This is a genomic window from Pseudomonas sp. TTU2014-080ASC, assembly GCF_001446935.1.
GTDB lineage: Bacteria > Pseudomonadota > Gammaproteobacteria > Pseudomonadales > Pseudomonadaceae > Aquipseudomonas.
In genome coordinates this window covers 164,336-179,896 of the sequence record NZ_LKKK01000012.1, presented here as the reverse complement: position 1 = coordinate 179,896, position 15,561 = coordinate 164,336, and the positions used below count along the sequence as shown (strand labels likewise).

The 15,561-nt window shown below is 58.6% G+C and carries 17 protein-coding genes; 5 read left to right on the top strand and 12 right to left on the bottom strand.

The genetic code is table 11. From position 1 onward, the window contains the following. Positions 1 to 23 precede the first annotated feature (23 nt). Positions 24 to 923 carry an acyltransferase gene (locus AO726_RS15545; protein WP_058069014.1) on the bottom strand — a complete coding sequence of 300 codons (900 nt, stop codon included), beginning with the start codon at positions 921 to 923 and terminating at the stop codon, positions 24 to 26. Between the two features lie 138 nt (positions 924 to 1,061). Here AO726_RS15545 and creB point away from each other — a divergent pair, with 138 nt between their 5' ends. The 3 genes from creB (at position 1,062) to AO726_RS15530 (ending at position 3,821) form a co-directional block, all read left to right on the top strand. Beyond that, entirely contained in the window at positions 1,062 to 1,748 is a 687-nt protein-coding gene (creB, locus tag AO726_RS15540) for a two-component system response regulator CreB (protein WP_058069013.1), read from the top strand. Then, on the top strand, positions 1,748 to 3,178 hold the full coding sequence (gene creC, locus AO726_RS15535) for a two-component system sensor histidine kinase CreC (protein ID WP_058069012.1): 1,431 nt from the start codon (positions 1,748 to 1,750) through the stop codon (positions 3,176 to 3,178). The genes creB and creC overlap by 1 nt, the downstream gene beginning before the upstream one ends. Before the next feature lie 211 nt (positions 3,179 to 3,389). After that, positions 3,390 to 3,821, top strand: coding sequence for a CBS domain-containing protein (locus tag AO726_RS15530; RefSeq protein WP_058069011.1), 432 nt, complete (start codon positions 3,390 to 3,392; stop codon positions 3,819 to 3,821). A gap of 44 nt (positions 3,822 to 3,865) precedes the next feature. Here AO726_RS15530 and AO726_RS15525 read toward each other — a convergent pair whose 3' ends face one another. The 3 genes from AO726_RS15525 to AO726_RS15515 are packed head-to-tail and all read right to left on the bottom strand — an operon-like array spanning position 3,866 to position 5,379. Beyond that, positions 3,866 to 4,372, bottom strand: coding sequence for a DinB family protein (locus AO726_RS15525; protein WP_058069010.1), 507 nt, complete (start codon positions 4,370 to 4,372; stop codon positions 3,866 to 3,868). Positions 4,373 to 4,416: 44 nt separating this feature from the next. Continuing rightward, positions 4,417 to 4,887, bottom strand: coding sequence for an OsmC family protein (locus tag AO726_RS15520; protein ID WP_058069009.1), 471 nt, complete (start codon positions 4,885 to 4,887; stop codon positions 4,417 to 4,419). 51 nt (positions 4,888 to 4,938) lie between these two features. Beyond that, positions 4,939 to 5,379 carry a DUF2628 domain-containing protein gene (locus AO726_RS15515; protein ID WP_058069008.1) on the bottom strand — a complete coding sequence of 147 codons (441 nt, stop codon included), beginning with the start codon at positions 5,377 to 5,379 and terminating at the stop codon, positions 4,939 to 4,941. A 167-nt stretch (positions 5,380 to 5,546) separates the two neighbouring features. Between AO726_RS15515 and creD the strand changes: the two genes are divergently transcribed. Further along, the gene (gene creD / locus AO726_RS15510) at positions 5,547 to 6,905 is read left to right on the top strand and encodes a cell envelope integrity protein CreD (protein WP_058069007.1); all 1,359 of its coding nucleotides are present in this window, start codon (positions 5,547 to 5,549) and stop codon (positions 6,903 to 6,905) included. A gap of 44 nt (positions 6,906 to 6,949) precedes the next feature. Beyond that, positions 6,950 to 7,255 carry a hypothetical protein gene (locus tag AO726_RS15505; protein WP_058069006.1) on the top strand — a complete coding sequence of 102 codons (306 nt, stop codon included), beginning with the start codon at positions 6,950 to 6,952 and terminating at the stop codon, positions 7,253 to 7,255. 96 nt (positions 7,256 to 7,351) lie between these two features. Here the strand turns inward: AO726_RS15505 and AO726_RS15500 are convergent, their stop codons facing one another. The 8 genes from AO726_RS15500 to AO726_RS15470 all read right to left on the bottom strand — a co-directional run bounded on the left by AO726_RS15500 (position 7,352) and on the right by AO726_RS15470 (position 15,521). Next, entirely contained in the window at positions 7,352 to 7,975 is a 624-nt protein-coding gene (locus AO726_RS15500; protein WP_058069005.1) for a glutathione S-transferase family protein, read from the bottom strand. 109 nt (positions 7,976 to 8,084) lie between these two features. Continuing rightward, on the bottom strand, positions 8,085 to 9,743 hold the full coding sequence (locus AO726_RS15495; RefSeq protein WP_058069004.1) for a cation acetate symporter: 1,659 nt from the start codon (positions 9,741 to 9,743) through the stop codon (positions 8,085 to 8,087). After that, positions 9,740 to 10,051 (bottom strand): DUF485 domain-containing protein, encoded by a 312-nt coding sequence (locus AO726_RS15490; protein ID WP_058069003.1) that lies wholly within the window; start codon positions 10,049 to 10,051, stop codon positions 9,740 to 9,742. The genes AO726_RS15495 and AO726_RS15490 overlap by 4 nt, the downstream gene beginning before the upstream one ends. Before the next feature lie 154 nt (positions 10,052 to 10,205). After that, positions 10,206 to 10,370 (bottom strand): hypothetical protein, encoded by a 165-nt coding sequence (locus AO726_RS21275; RefSeq protein WP_162838889.1) that lies wholly within the window; start codon positions 10,368 to 10,370, stop codon positions 10,206 to 10,208. Next, positions 10,367 to 11,497: a PepSY-associated TM helix domain-containing protein gene (locus tag AO726_RS15485; RefSeq protein WP_058069002.1), complete on the bottom strand. Its 1,131-nt coding sequence runs from the start codon at positions 11,495 to 11,497 to the stop codon at positions 10,367 to 10,369. Before AO726_RS15485 ends, AO726_RS21275 begins: the two co-directional genes overlap by 4 nt. Before the next feature lie 65 nt (positions 11,498 to 11,562). Continuing rightward, a complete protein-coding gene (locus AO726_RS15480; protein WP_058069001.1) occupies positions 11,563 to 13,950 on the bottom strand; it encodes a TonB-dependent receptor in 2,388 nt (795 codons plus the stop codon). Positions 13,951 to 14,037: 87 nt separating this feature from the next. Next, positions 14,038 to 14,994, bottom strand: coding sequence for a FecR domain-containing protein (locus AO726_RS15475; protein ID WP_058069000.1), 957 nt, complete (start codon positions 14,992 to 14,994; stop codon positions 14,038 to 14,040). Then, a complete protein-coding gene (locus tag AO726_RS15470; protein ID WP_342633129.1) occupies positions 14,991 to 15,521 on the bottom strand; it encodes an RNA polymerase sigma factor in 531 nt (176 codons plus the stop codon). Before AO726_RS15470 ends, AO726_RS15475 begins: the two co-directional genes overlap by 4 nt. Between the last annotated feature and the right edge of the window lie 40 nt (positions 15,522 to 15,561).

The window sequence follows — 15,561 nt, the reverse complement described above, 5'->3', positions numbered from 1 at the left end:
CACGCCGTGCGTGACTTATGCGCTTAGGCTGGCGGCTCTAGCTCAGCCTTGATTGCCGCTATGCGTGCGTCTTTGTCTTCCCACAAGCGCGTCACCCAGCCCTGAACGAAGGCGCGGAATTGCGGGTCGTTCTCGTAATCGCCTTGCCACAGCGCCGGGTCCAGTTCGCGGGTCTGGATATCAATGATGACGCGATCCACCTGGCCGCTGATCAGCTCCCAGAACCCCGGAATGCGCTCGCCGGGGTAAACTAGCGTTACATCCAGAACCGCATCCAGCTGCTCTCCCAGCGCCGCCAGGACAAAAGCCACGCCGCCTGCCTTAGGTTTGAGCAGGTACTGATAGGGCGACTGCTGCTGAGCCTGTTTGGCCGGGGTAAAGCGGGTGCCTTCGAGGTAGTTCACCACTGTTACGGGCAAGTCGCGGAACTTCTCACAGGCGCGCTTGGTGATTTCAAGATCTTTGCCCTTCATCTCCGGGTGCTTGGCCAGAAAGGCTTTGGAGTAGCGCTTCATAAAAGGGTAATCCAACGCCCAAAAGGCCAGCCCCAGAAACGGCACCCAGATCAGCTCCTGTTTAAGGAAGAATTTGAAGTACGGCGTTTTGCGGTTGAACGCTTGTACCAGCGCCGGAATGTCGACCCACGATTGGTGGTTGCTGATGACCAGATACGAAGTGCTCTGGCGCAGGTCGGCATTGCCACGGATATCCCACTGCACAGGCAGCAGGGTGGCAAAAATCAGCTTGTTGATCTCAGCCCAGGTTTCCGCAATCCACATCACAGCCCTTGAGCAGGCGTGCTTCATGGCTTTGCCGGGCAGGACAAATTTGCCCAGCGCAATCAGCAGCATCGGGCCGATCAGGGTTACGGTATTGATAAGGGCAAGCAGCGTGACACTCACAGCCGTCAACAGAGGACGCATGGGGATTCCTTGTGGAACACAGTGACGGTCATGATAGTAGCGCAGTAGAGGCTTCCAAACGCGGCTTGGCGCAGTTGGCTTGACGTCAGCCGTGGGCCTCGCGCAGGCTCGCCTTCAGATTCAAGGATGCCTGAGACCATGCCGCATATTCTGATCGTAGAAGATGAAGCCGCGATTGCCGACACGCTGATCTTTGCTCTGCATAGCGAAGGCTTCACCACACATTGGGTCAGCCTGGCTGAGCAGGCGCTCAGCGAGCAGCAAAGCAACCCGGCGGATTTACTTATTCTGGATGTCGGCTTGCCTGACATCAGTGGCTTTGAAGCCTGCAAACGGTTGCGGCGTTTTTCCGATGTACCGGTGATCTTCCTGACCGCCCGCAGTGAAGAAATTGATCGCGTCGTTGGGCTGGAAATCGGCGCTGATGATTACGTAGTCAAACCTTTCAGCCCACGTGAAGTGGCGGCTCGGGTTAAGGCTATCCTCAAGCGGGTCGCCCCCCGAACCGAGCCGCTAGCGCAGACTGCTGACAGCCTGTTTCAAGTAGATGAGTTGCGGGTGCAGATTCATTACCGGCAACAATTGCTGAACCTGACCCGGCATGAATTCCGCCTGCTGCAGCAACTGTTATCGCAGCCGGAGCGCGTATTTACCCGTGAGCAGTTGTTGGATGGTCTGGGCGTGGCCAGCGATGTCGGCTACGAGCGAACCATCGACAGCCATATCAAAAGTCTGCGCGCCAAGTTACGCCAGGTTCAGGCTGAGGCTGAGCCGATCCAGACGCACCGGGGGCTCGGTTACAGCTATTCGCCGAGGCAAGCCTGATGCCTTTGGGGATACGCATCTTCCTTGTGTACTTCCTGTTTGTCGGTCTGTCCGGCTGGTTTGTCCTGAGCACCGTGATGGATGAAATCCGCCCGGGTGTGCGCCAGTCTACGGAGGAAACCCTGGTGGACACGGCCAACCTGCTGGCTGAGTTACTGCGAGATGACCTGAAAAGCGGCCGCTTGCAGGACAGCAATCTGCCTGCCCTCCTGCAAGCTTACGGGCGTCGCCAGCCGCAGGCGCAGATCTGGGATATCAAGAAGGAAGCCGTTAACCACCGCATCTATGTCACGGATGCCAACGGCATCGTCCTGCTGGATTCGACCGGTCGCGCGGTCGGCCAGGACTACTCGCGCTGGAACGATGTATTGCGGACCCTGCGCGGTGAGTACGGTGCCCGCTCCACCAAAGAGGACCCGAATGATCCTGATTCGTCGGTGATGTATGTGGCTGCGCCGATCAGAGACGGGGGGGAAATCATCGGTGTGGTTTCGGTTTCCAAACCCAACCGTACCTTGCAGCCCTATATCGAGCGTTCGGAGCGGCGGCTGACGCTGTTCGGTGGAGCACTGATCGTATTGGGGCTGCTGGTTGGCGGTTTGCTTTCGTGGTGGCTGAGCGGCTCGGTGCGCAAGCTGACCCGTTATGCTCAGCAAGTCAGTGCCGGTGAGCGCGCCGAGTTGCCTCACGTTAGCGGTGGCGAGTTAGCCCAGCTGGCCCAGGCACTTGAACGCATGCGCACGGAGCTGGAGGGCAAGGCCTATGTCGAGCGCTATGTGCATACCCTGACCCATGAGTTGAAGAGCCCGCTGGCCGCCATTCGCGGTGCAGCTGAATTACTTGAGGCGGATATGCCTGCCGAGCAGCGGCAGCGCTTTGTGGCCAATATCGACCAGGAAAGTCTGCGCATGCAGCAACTGATTGAGCGCCTTCTGCACCTTGCCCAAGTCGAGCAGCGCCAAGGCCTTGAGGAGCAGGTAGAGGTACCGCTGCGGGAGCTGGTCGGGTCGCTGTTGGATGCTCAAATGGCGCGTTTGGAAAGTGCCGGGGTTCAAGTTGAGAACAGCATAGAGCCAGCCGTCTCAGTTCGTGGCGAACGGTTTCTGTTGCGCCAGGCACTGTCCAACGTGCTGGATAATGCGCTGGACTTTACCCCCTCCGGAGGGTGGGTGCGTTTTAGTGCACAAGTGCAGGATAAAGACTTGGTACTGAGCGTGTTCAATCAGGGGCCGGCTATTCCTGATTACGCGCTAGCGCGGGTCAGTGAGCGCTTTTATTCGCTGCCGCGACCGGCCACCGGACGCAAGAGCACCGGTCTGGGGCTGAACTTTGTGGCCGAAGTGATGCAACTGCATGGCGGGCAACTGCTGGTCAGAAATGCCGACGACGGGGTAAAGGTTTGTCTTATGCTCCCCCGAGCTTGTAGATAGTGCGCCTGGCTGTGCATTTGTGTTCGGTAATTGGCTGGAAAGCACACACTAGAGCGGCTTGTCCATGGATTGGCATTAAGCGTTGCTATAGTCTATTTCTATTAGTACTTCGGTTTGGTTGCGGGCAATTTATATGCACTTCTGCCCGCCTCGCGACCGTACAGACGCTTGTAGGCCGGGTACACATATAAGATCGAAGGGGAACCACAGCATGATCACAGTCGCCGAAATACTCAGAGCCAAACCCAATGTCGCTGTTTTCAGTGTAGGTCCGGACACATCGGTACTCGATGCGGTCAACGTGCTTGCGGAAAAGGGCATCGGTGCCCTGGTTGTGCTGGACAAGGGCAAGCTGGTCGGCATCGTCAGTGAGCGTGATTTCGCCCGTAAATTCGAGCTGTTGCACAACTCATCACTGGATACGCCGATCAGCCAGATCATGACCGCCAACGTCATCACCGTTGGTCCCCGCGATACTTCGCAGGAGTGTATGCAACTGATGACTGATCGCCACCTGCGTCACTTGCCTGTGGTGGCTGAGGGCGAACTGATCGGCCTGCTGTCTATCGGTGACTTGGTCAAACACACCATCGCCGAACAGGCCAGTCTGATCCAGCAGTTGGAACAGTACATTCGCGGTTGATGCTGAACGACTGTCGCACGCTTGCGGCAGTCGTTGATGCGCAGTCAGGCGAGCCGCCGCTGCGGTTCGTGCTGATGCAAAAAACGGGTAAAGATATCCCGTGGTGGTGGCAGATCCAGTTGCGCCATGATCCTGCCTACAGCTCCTCGGTGATAGCCACCGTGGGTAACCAGATGCAGCAGTATCTCTTCGCGGCTCATGCAGCCGTTGTCGCCATCGGTAAAGCGGCATGTAATCCGCTCAGCCAACTGCTCATTGCTGAACGTGGCGACATAGTCCAGATACCAGCGATCCAAGTTCTGCACTTCAAGATGCAAGGCCTCAAGGGCTGGAGTTTCCGGCGTGTTGGTGGCGCTGTAGGTGTGGGTGAGTCCCTGCAGATTGGCGGCAAAGATTCGTTCGACTACGTGGATATGGTTGAGGATACGCAGCGCGGCGTGTAGCTCTGAGCCTTGGCTGTGCGGATCAATTCGGCGCACCTCAGTAAACAGTTCTTCGTTGGCCCAGGCTTTGTACTGCAGAAGGGAAACCAGCAGGGTGCGGGTGCTCATCAGGCATTTCCTTATGTGGCCAGCGGACGCTGGCATTGCGTGTTTCAGACCTTGAAACGTGGCTCGCAACGTACCTCAGATTTAACCGAATTGGCGATAAAGCATTCCTCATGGGCCTGATGGTGCATCTGCTCAATCTGCTCCCGCGTTGGCAGGCGTTCGCCTGAGAAGTTGACCTCAGGACGCAGAATAACCGTGGCGATATACAGCTTATCCGCCTCGTTCTTGCCCATGTACCCGCTGACCCGATCGTGATAGGTATCCACACGGAAGCGGCGTTTGGCGGCAATGGAAAGGAACCACAGCATGTGGCAACTGGAGAGTGAGGCGATAAAGGCTTCCTCTGGGTCCAGAGCATTTGGATCAGAGAAGGGCAGCGGAACCACATGCGGGGAGGATGAGCCGGCGATCTCCTGACCACTGTCAAAGCGCAACCAGTGGCGGCGGCTGTACTGGTTATCGAGAAAATCCTGCTCACCGCGTTGCCAGCCTAGTTCAGCTACATACTCATCCATGTCCAGGTAACTCCTTTTAAAAGACGGTTATAGAACGGCGGGTACTACGCCTCACCACCAGCCGTTATCGTTCAGCAGCATTTTTTTGTAGTAATCGATGTTGGCGCGGGCGGCGAATACGGCTGCCAGACCGTAACTGAGGGCTCGGGTGAATTCGCCGTAGCCAAAGTGCTCCATCACCAGGCCGACAGTGATTGCCACGGCAGCGCATACCGCAAACAGGCTCAGCGCCTTTCTCCACATGCCTTTGGTGATGTAGTAAAGCGGCCCGAAGAGAAAGGCCAGTATGTTGAATGCGCCGATTTGCCTGCGCTCTGCTTTGCTGAGTTGCTTGAGGTTGGGCATCTTCGGCCCACCGGCGCGGTTTAATGCGCTAAAGCGTTTTTTCCAGGTGTCGGAAACCTCAAGCGCGGCAATCTGCTCATCTGTCACCTGCGCTTGCGGGTCGGTAAGGCTGGTTTTGGGTGTGGCGTAAGGGGAGGGTTGTGTCATCAGTCTTCATCCATGGCTGAGTTTGGCCACGCTACGCATTTGCACGGTCGCTGTCCATTAAGACGAATGCCGTCATTGACTCTCCACACACTCTCCACGATGTCTCCATAAAACCAGCATACGGGCTGCCCAGACTGAACTCACCTGAACCATTGGAGAGTTCCGAGATGAACCGAGTGCTGGGCTTTAAATTGGGGGCCATTGGCCTGTTGATTCTGTTGTTGCTGGTGCCCTTGATGATGATTGACGGGCTGGTGAGTGATCGTCAGTACCAGCGTGAAGAGGTGCTGCGCGATATCGCCCGCAGTTCCAGCTTCAGCCAGAACATCACCGGGCCGGTACTGGTGGTGCCATTTGTGAAAAAGACCCACAAGTGGAAAACCGTTACGGCGACCGGTGAGCGTTACATGGAGGAGCAAACCTCTCAGGGACGTTTGTACTTCCTTCCAGAGCGTCTTGCCGTGAAGGGAGATATCGGCACTGAAGAACGAGCGCGGGGGATTTACAAGGCATTGCTGTACCGCAGCGACAGCCAGATCAGCGGTTCTTTCAAGCTGCCAGCCAGAATGGGGCTGGAGGATGAGCTGGACAAGTATGAGTTCGGCAAGCCGGTCCTCGCGGTAGGCATCAGCGATGTGCGCGGCATCAGCAATGACCTGCAACTGAATCTGAATGGCAGCACCCTGAGCTTCGCCCCGGGCAGTTCCGACTCATTACTCGGCGAAGGTGTACACGCAGAGCTGCCGCAACTGGACAGTCAGGGCGGGCAAACGTTGGAGTTCGCTTTCAACCTCAAGTTGCAGGGCACCGAGAAGCTCACCATCACCCCGATTGGCCGCGATACGCAGGTTGAGCTGACTTCAAGCTGGCCACACCCGAGCTTTATCGGCGATTACCTGCCGCACAGTCGCGAGATCAGCGCTGAGGGTTTCAAGGCCAACTGGCAGACCAGTTTCTTCGCCACCAACATGGAGGAGGTCCTGAATCAGTGCATTCGTCGCGGAGACTGCGAAAGCCTTAGCAGCCGCAGCTTTGGCGTCAGCTTTGTCGATCCAGTGGATCAGTACCTGAAGACCGACAGGGCGATCAAATACGCACTGCTGTTTATCGGCCTGACCTTCGCCATGTTCTTCCTCTTTGAGGTGCTCAAGCGCATGGCCGTACACCCGGTGCAATACGCATTGGTGGGCATGTCACTGGCCATGTTCTACCTGCTGTTGCTGTCCCTTTCTGAGCACCTGAGTTTCGCCCTGGCTTATGCCGTTGCCGCTTCGTCCTGTGTGCTGCTGATTGGTTTCTACGTCAGTTTCGTCTTACGCAGCATGGCGCGTGGCAGTGCATTCGCCGGGTTGCTGGCGCTGTTGTACGGCCTGCTCTTCGCCCTGCTTGGCGCAGAGGATTACGCCTTGCTGATGGGCTCGGTACTGGTCTTCGGTGTGCTTGCCGGAATCATGGTGCTGACGCGCAAACTCGACTGGTACAGCGTGGGCAAAACTGCGCAACCCAACTACCAACTTGATAACTAAAGCAGACACGGGCGCAGGCTGACTTGCGCCCATGGAGAACGATCATGTTTAGCAAATTGATGAGATTTACCGGCTGCTTTGTACTTGGGCTGGTGCTGGCGGTGATCCTGCTGGTGGTGCTGATGTTCTTTGGGCAGTTTGATCTGATCAAACTGCTGCAGCTCAGCGGCCAGCCCCTAGCCCAACTGGGGTTGATGCTAATGCCGGATGGGTTTTGGAACAGTCTGAGTGGCACTGCCAACGCGTCCAGTAACCCACACGTGCAATCGTTTCTGAGCCTGTGCACGGCGCTGGGTCAAGTCGGCCTGCTGCTGGCCGCCGGTTTCTACCGCCTGTGGTATCGCCCATGAATGTTCACGTCGGCTTACGCGAAGAACGACGCGCCGGACGTTTGTTGGCCCGGCGCATTGCACTGCTGTTTGAGACGAAGCCAGCCGCCCAGCGGCTCATATCGGCGGTTGAGTTGCCTGCATCTCAGGGTGCTGGCTGAACTGGGCATACCACTCTGCCAGTTGCGGGAAGCGTTCACGCCAATTCAGGTTGGGCAGGCGCAGGTCGAGATAGCCAAGGGCGCAGCCCAAGCTGAGGGTGGCGATGTTCAGAGGCTGGCCGAGGCCGTTGGTGACTTCCTGTTCGAACTGCTGCAGTGCACGTTCGATCTTGTCTTGTTGGCTGCTCAGCCATTCAGCAGAGCGCAGTTCTTCGGGGCGAAGGAACGTCTCGTAGCGGATCAGAATCGCAGCATCGGCAATGGCGTCGGCCAGCGAGGCCAGTGTCAGTTGCTGCCAGCGTTGTGGGCCACTGCGTGGGATCAGGGGGGGGCCGCTGTGCTGATGGTCAAAGTAATCGAGGATCACCCGGCTGTCGTGCAATGTGCTGCCATCCGGCAGGCACAGGGCTGGAATCTTTCCGGCAGGGTTTCTGCTGTTGACTCGCTGACTGGGCGTGCTGGGCGTCAGTTGCACTTCCTCAATGTTGACTGAGTCCAGTTGTCCGGTATGGCGCAACAGCACCAGGACCTTACGCACAAACGGTGATGCAGGAGCAAACAGCAAAGTCGGTTTGGTCATTACATAAGGCCTTAAGCTGGGCGTGAGTGTTGAAATACTAGGCAGCATTGTTCGCGTTGGAAATAAAAAAGGCAGCCCGAAGGCTGCCTCTTAAGCTGCTGCACATACCTTAGTGAGCGCTGGCTGCGCTGGCACCCAGGCCGGTTTGTGAGCGAACGAACTGCGGCAGGAAGCGTGCACGTTCTTCGCTGGCTGCGTGGGACTTGTCGGTGATCGAGAAGAACCAGATACCGATAAAGGCCACGATCATTGAGAACAGTGCCGGGTACTCGTACGGGAAGATCGCTTCGGCGTTGCCCAGTACCTGAACCCAGACGGTTGGGCCAAGGATCATCAGGGTCACCGCAGTGATCAGGCCCATCCAGCCGCCGATCATGGCGCCGCGGGTGCTGAGGTTTTTCCAGTACATGCTGAGGATCAGCACTGGGAAGTTGCAGCTAGCCGCGATGGAGAAGGCCAGGCCCACCATGAAGGCGATGTTCTGCTTCTCGAAGGCAATGCCCAGCACGATGGCCAGCACGCCCAGTGCCACGGTGGTGATTTTTGAAACGCGCAGCTCGTCTTTCTCGTTGGCTTTGCCTTTCTTGATCACGCTGGCATACAGGTCGTGGGACACCGCCGAAGCGCCAGCCAGAGTCAGGCCTGCAACCACAGCCAGAATGGTGGCGAAGGCTACGGCGGAGATAAAGCCGAGGAACCAGCTGCCGCCCACGGCATTAGCCAGGTGCACCGCTGCCATGTTGTTACCACCGATCAGGCCGCCCGCAGCATCACGGAAGTCTGGGTTGGTGCCCACCAGCAGGATTGCGCCGAAGCCGATGATAAAGGTGAGGATGTAGAAGTAGCCGATAAAGCCGGTTGCGTAGAACACCGATTTACGCGCTTCTTTAGCGTCGGATACGGTGAAGAAACGCATCAGGATGTGCGGCAGGCCAGCTGTACCGAACATCAGCGCCAGGCCCAGGGAGATAGCCGACAGCGGGTCTTTAACCAGACCGCCAGGGCTCATGATGGCTTCGCCTTTCGGGTGCACCGCAACCGCTTCGCTGAACAGACGGGCGAAGTTGAAGTCGACGTGCTTCATCACCATCAGCGCCATGAAGGATGCGCCGGAGAGCAGCAGTACGGCCTTGATGATCTGTACCCAGGTGGTGGCCAGCATGCCGCCGAACAGTACGTAGAGCACCATCAGAATGCCGACCAGTACCACGGCGACGTGGTATTGCAGGCCGAACAGCAGTTCGATCAGCTTGCCGGCACCGACCATTTGCGCGATCAGGTAGAAGGCCACCACTACCAGCGAGCCGCTGGCGGACAGCGTGCGGATCTGCTTCTGACCGAGGCGGTAGGACGCCACATCAGCAAAGGTGTATTTGCCCAAGTTACGCAGACGTTCGGCGATCAGGAACAGGATCACCGGCCAGCCGACGAGGAAGCCGATCGAGTAGATCAGGCCGTCGTAACCGGAGGTGAATACCAGTGCGGAAATCCCCAGGAAGGAGGCTGCCGACATGTAGTCACCGGCAATCGCCAGACCATTCTGGAAGCCGGTGATGCTGCCGCCTGCGGTGTAGAAGTCAGAGGTCGAGGTGTTGCGCTTGGAGGCCCAGTAGGTGATGTACAGGGTCGCGCCGACAAAGGCGAGGAACATCACGATTGCTGAGGTGTTCATCGGCTGGCGCTGCACGTCGCCTTCCAGCGCGCCAGCGGCCCAGAGCGCCGGAGTAATGGCCAATAGGCCGACAGCAGTGAGGATGCGGGTGATCATTTCTGCAGCTCCTCGAGAATCGCCTGGTTGAGGCTGTCGAACTCGCCGTTGGCGCGGCGCACGTAGACTCCGGTCAGAATAAACGCGGAAAGAATCAAACCTACGCCGATCGGGATGCCCCAAGTGACGGATGAGCCCTCACTCAGCGGTGCGCCGAGCAGTTGCGGTTCGAAGGCAATCAGCAGAATAAAGGCCACATACAGGCCGAGCATGATGGCGGAGAGGGTCCAGGCGAACCGATCGCGGGTGGCGACCAGTTCCTTGAAGCGCGGATTGGCTTGAATCCGCGCGTAGCTGTCGTCGTGCATTATTGTTGTCCTCCGACGGTGGTTGGTGAGCTAACTCTAGGCTGGCTCCGGCGGAGTGACAGGCGACATTAGTCGTAGATCATGGCTGTTCTAGACGAAGGTCGTAGGCGACCTGATGGCAGACGTTGCCGGTTATTTTCGGTGTTTTTCTGCCTCAGCGGCGCAGCAGCGGCCAGCTACCCAGCAGCGCTGGAATGCCGAGCCCAAGCCAGGCGACGGCGTCCCAGCCACCATCGCCGAGCAGCGCGCTGATCAGGCCGATAGCGCTTAGAAGGCCGATCAGCATCGGCAGGGCAAAGGTCGATTGACGCCAGTTCATACGGCAACCTCCGTGCGCTCATTGCGTTTGGCCGGGGCGCGCTGGCGCACCCACCACAGGTATAGGCCGCTGCCCAGAACGATGATGGTCAGTACATCCAGAATGGCCCACAAGATTTGCATCGGGCGGCCGCCGTAATCACCGAAATGCAGCGGCTGTGACATCGACAGCGCGTCCATGTACCAAGGGCGTTGGCCGATGGCGGTAACCTCCAGGGTTTTGGCGTCGATCAATACCGGGGTCCACAGGTGTGCGGTCAGGTGTGTGCTGCCTTTCATGAAGACGCTGTAGTGGTGCTCGCTGGAGAAACGCGTGCCGGGGAAGGCGATAAAGTCAGGCTGCATGCCGGGCGCAGCCTTGGCGGCAATGTTCAGTACCTCGTTGACGGGCGCTCGCTCAGTCAGGGGCGGTGCGTCGCGATAAGGCTCGACCATCGCGGCCAGTGATTCGTTGCGCCAGGCTTCGATCAGCAGGTCAGCGCAGGCACTGATCACGCCGGTTACACCCACCACCAGCGCCCAGGTCAGGGTGAGGATGCCGATCAGGTTATGCAGGTCCAGCCAGCGTGTGCGGCTGGATTTATGCCGGCGTACTTCGGCGAACTTGAGCCGGCGCATAAATGGCGCGTAGAGCACCACGCCGGAGATGATCGCCACGACAAACAGCAGTCCCATAAAGGCCAGCAGTAGCTTGCCGGGCAGACCGGCGAACATATCCACATGCAGCCGCAGGATCACCATCAGCAGGCCGCCGTTGGCCGCAGGCATTTCCACCGCCTCGCCGCTGCGGGCATCGAGCATAAAGGTGTGCGACGAGTTGGGTTCGGTGCCTGCGGTGGCAGCGGTAATGGCAATCACGCCGTTGCGTTCATCTTCGTCGTAGCCGAAGTACTGCACCACTTCGCCGGGGCGATGCAGTTCGGCGGCCTGCACCAGCTCCTGCAGGCTCAGGTGTGGTGTGTCCACGGGCATGGCGCGTAGCTCGGGGGCCTCACCGAGCAGGTGCTCAAGCTCGTGGTGAAAGATCAGAGGCAGACCGGTCAGCGCCAACAGCAGCAGAAACAGGGTGCAAATCAGGCTGGTCCAGGTGTGAATAAATAACCAGCGTCGAATGGTTGTACTTTTCATATCAAATCCAAAAACCAAAGCCGGTCATGGACCGGCCTTGATAACACTAAGTTCTGAACGTTGAATCAGAACTCCAGTTGAGCGGAGAAGGTCAGGGTGCGTGGCGCGCCCAGGTAGTAGCTGCTCAGCCAGTATTCTTTATTGCCGATGTTGCTGATGTTGCTGCGCAAGGTCAGTGCGCTGTCGTCGCTTAACTGCGCGCGGTAGCGGGCACCGGCGTCGAAGGTGGTGAAGGACGGCAGGCTGTGTTGGTTGGCTTCATCTGAATACTGTTTGCCGGTGTAGTAGGCTCCGCCGGTCAGGGCCAGGCCCGGTACGGCGTTGATTTCATACTCGGCATACAGCTTGGCCAATTCGCTGGCGACATTGGTGGGTTTCTGACCTTCATGGGCCGGGTTGCTGGCATCTTTGACCTTCGGATCAAGCAAGGTCACCCCCCCCACCAGCGTCAACTCAGGCAGCACTTTGCCGGTGATGCCGAACTCCAGGCCATTGTTCACCTGGCGACCATCGTCGGTGTAGATGTTGGCGTCGTTCTTGAACGCGTTGGGCTTGTCGATATTGAACAGCGCCAAGGTCAGCAGGGTTTCGCCAACAGTGGCTTTAACGCCGATTTCGTATTGCTCACTGACTTGCGGAGCCAACGCCTGTCCGGCGTTGAGGGCATCATTGGGGGCGATGCCGCCGGCCTGCATGCCTTCGATGTAGCTGGCGTAAGTAGTCAGCCAGGGCAGCGGTTTGTAGATCAGCGAGACGTTGGGCGAAGTCTTGCTCTCTTTGTAGTTGTTTTCGGTCAGTGGGAAGGAGCCGGGATAGGCCTCGTTCCAGACGAAGTTGCTGTCGAAGGTTTTGATGGTGGTGTGGGTCACGCCGAGGATCGTCGACCACTGATCATTGAAGGAGATGACATCACCAATCAGCCAGTTGTCCGACTGGCTGCGCGAGCCCAAACGCTGGTCGCCATGACCGACCGAGTAATCCGGCTTCGGTACTTGCGGGTGTTGGCCGAGAGGGATTTCACCGACTGGCGACTGGTATTGGTAGGCCAGGTCGATGTAGTCGGTGTACTGGCGGATACGGGCGATATTGCCCTGATACCCCACCGTGGTTTTGTGATTGACCGAGCCGGTGTTGAAGTCGGCATCCAGGAACAGATTAGCCGAGGTTTCTTCCGTTTCTGTCGGAGCGAAGGCGTAGAGCGGCTGGCTGTAGGTGCCTGCGCTGTAGACCGTTGGCCCGGTGTAGGCGTATTCCTCGGTGTAGCGGGTATAGGCGAGTGCGCCGCGCAGGGTGAAGGTGTCGTCGATGCTCCAGTTAAAGCGGCTGCCAACACGCTTGTGTTCGCTGTCGGAGAAGGACCAGCGCTGGCTGTACAGCGTGTCGTTATCCAGATCGCTGGCGTCCGGGCGCAGGGCCTGGTCGCCGAAGTACCAGTAGCTAGTCAGCCCGCGGTTTTCGGTCTTTTTGTAGGAGGCATCGAACTGGATTAACAGGTCGTCACTGACGTTCCAATCCAGCGCGGCGCTGAGCATTTGGCGGCGGCGCTTTTGCATATCAATAGCGGTTTCGCCGTCTTGCGTGAGCACGTTGACGCGATAGGCAAGCACGCCGTTGTCGTCGATTGGGCCGCCAAAATCGCCATGCAGGTAATAGTTCTCACCGCCGGCGTTGCCCAGGGTCACGCTGTTGTAGCGCTCGTAGGTCGGGCGCTTAAGCACGTAGTTGACCAAGCCGCCGGGGCTGGCTGGGCCGTACAGGAAGCCGCTGAGACCGGTAAGAATCTCAAGCTGCTCCATTTCTTCAATGTAGTTGCCGCTGTCGTAGCCGGTGCTGAAACGCAGACCGTCATTGGCCACGCTCAGGTTTCCCGGACCGCTGAAGCCGCGCATGCTGACAGCGCTGGCATAACCGGCGGTGGTGGGTGAGGTGAACTGGGTGGCCGGGTTGAGCTTGAACACATCATCGCTGGCGGTGGCCTGAATGTTCTTCAGCAATTCGCTGGAGACCACGCTGACCGAATAGGGCGTGTCCTGCAGGCTCATGCCGCCGAGGGCACCGAGGTTTTTCACTGCACTGCTGCGGTAACCGTCTGCGGCGCTGCCCTCCATGATCTGCTGGCCGCTGATGCTGGCGCTGGAAAGGGTCATTTCCGCTTCAACAGGGGCCAGACTGTAGCTGCCGCTGCCGTTGGATTTCAGTTGCAGGCCGCTGCCTTGCAGGGCTTGTTGCAGCGCACTGATGGCATCGTATTCCCCTTGGACCGGTGCGGATTGCTTGCCTGCGGTAAGGGCAGGGTCAATGCTCAGGGCGATTCCTGCCTGGCTGGCAATCTGGGTCAGGGTGCTGCTCAGCGCGGCGGCGGGCAGGGTGTAAGTCTGTGCTTGGGCGACGCCCGCGCAGGTAATCGCAAGCGCAAGCACGGCGGGGCGGAACAGGGGCAGGGAACGGGTCATTAGAAAACTCTCCTTAACGGGAATGCATCTCATTGACCAGTTGCCGAAGCAGGATCAAAAAGTGACAGGGCTAAACGAAATTTATTTTCATTTGGCCCTTTCTGCCGGAATGACCCGTGTCCACCAATCGCCAATTTGCTCGATCTGCACGGGCAAACTGGGTGGTAAGGCTGCCAGCGCTTTATCTGTGTCATGCAGTGGGAAGCTGCCGCTGATGCGTAGCCCGGCCAGGCTCGGATGCACACTCAGGTAGCCGTTGCGGTAGTCACTGAGAGCGGCGAGCAGGTCCGCCAGGGGCATGTTGTCAGCCACCAGCATACCGTGGCTCCAGGCCTCAGCGCCTAGGGCTGCCGGCTGGTTGGGGCCAAGTTGATCGCGCTGCATTAACACTTCCTGACCTGCGTTAATGACGCGCTTTTCGCTGCGGTTAGCCGGAGTCGCGGCCACGGCAGACTGGAGGACGGTGAGGCGGGTGGCGTCGCCTTCACGCCGTACCAGAAAGCGTGTGCCCAAGGCGCGCAGGCGGCCTTGGCCGGTTTCGACGATAAACGGGCGGGTGTCACCGGCAGCGGTTTCGATCAGGATTTCACCGCTGCGCAGGTACAGCAGACGCTGTTTTTCGTCGAAGCGAATATCCAGTGCGCTGCCGCTATTCAGGCGCACGCGGCTGCGGTCGCTGAGCTGCAGCTCACGCTGTTCGCCAAAGCCAGTATGCTCATCGGCCAAGTAGTCGCTCAGGGGGCGGTGCTGATGCAGAGCGGCCAATGCCAGTCCAGCGCTCAGAACCAGACTCAATACGGCTCTGGGCACACGACGGCGTTGTTTAGGGGCGCTGTGAAGCAGTGCATGGCGGGCTGGCGCGTCAGCCGCCGAGGCCAGGCGAACATCCAGGCCGTTGAGCTGTTGCCAGACCTTGGCGTGATCCGGGTGAATCGCCAGCCAGAGGGCAAACTGTTGTTTTTGCTCATCGCTGGCTGTGCCCGAATCCAGGCACAGCTGCCATTCGATGGCGGCGTCGAGAACCTTAGATGAAACCGCGCTCATTCGGGTTGTCCATAAACGGCGATGTAGCACTGACGCAGGCCTTGGGCCAGATACTGACGCACGCGGGATACGGAAACTCCCAGGCGCTCGGCAATCTCAGCATGGCCCATGCCATCCAGGCGGTTGTGCAAGAACGCGGCGCGGGCGTTGGCGGAAAGCCCGCCCAGCAGGCGGTCGATCTCTTTTAGCGCTTCCAGTGCCAGCGCCTGATCTTCCAGGCTGGGTTGGGCGCTGTCGGGCAGTTGTCCCAGCTCATCCAGATAGGCGCGTTCCAGCGCGCTGCGGCGGAAATAGTCGATCAGCAGGCCGCGGGCGATAGTGCTGAGCAGAGCGCGGGGTTCGCGGGTTTGGTCGAGGTCGCTGCGCCCCATCAGGCGCACGAAGGTGTCCTGGCTGAGGTCTTCGGCGCGGTCTGGGCAGTACAGACTTTTGCGCAGCCAGCCCAGTAGCCAGTCGCGGTGGTCGCGGTAGTACAGGCTGAGCAATTGCTGATGAGTAGAGTCGTCAGCGCGCACGATAACCTCGATGGCATGGCTTTATATGAGAATAATTCGCATATCGTGTCAG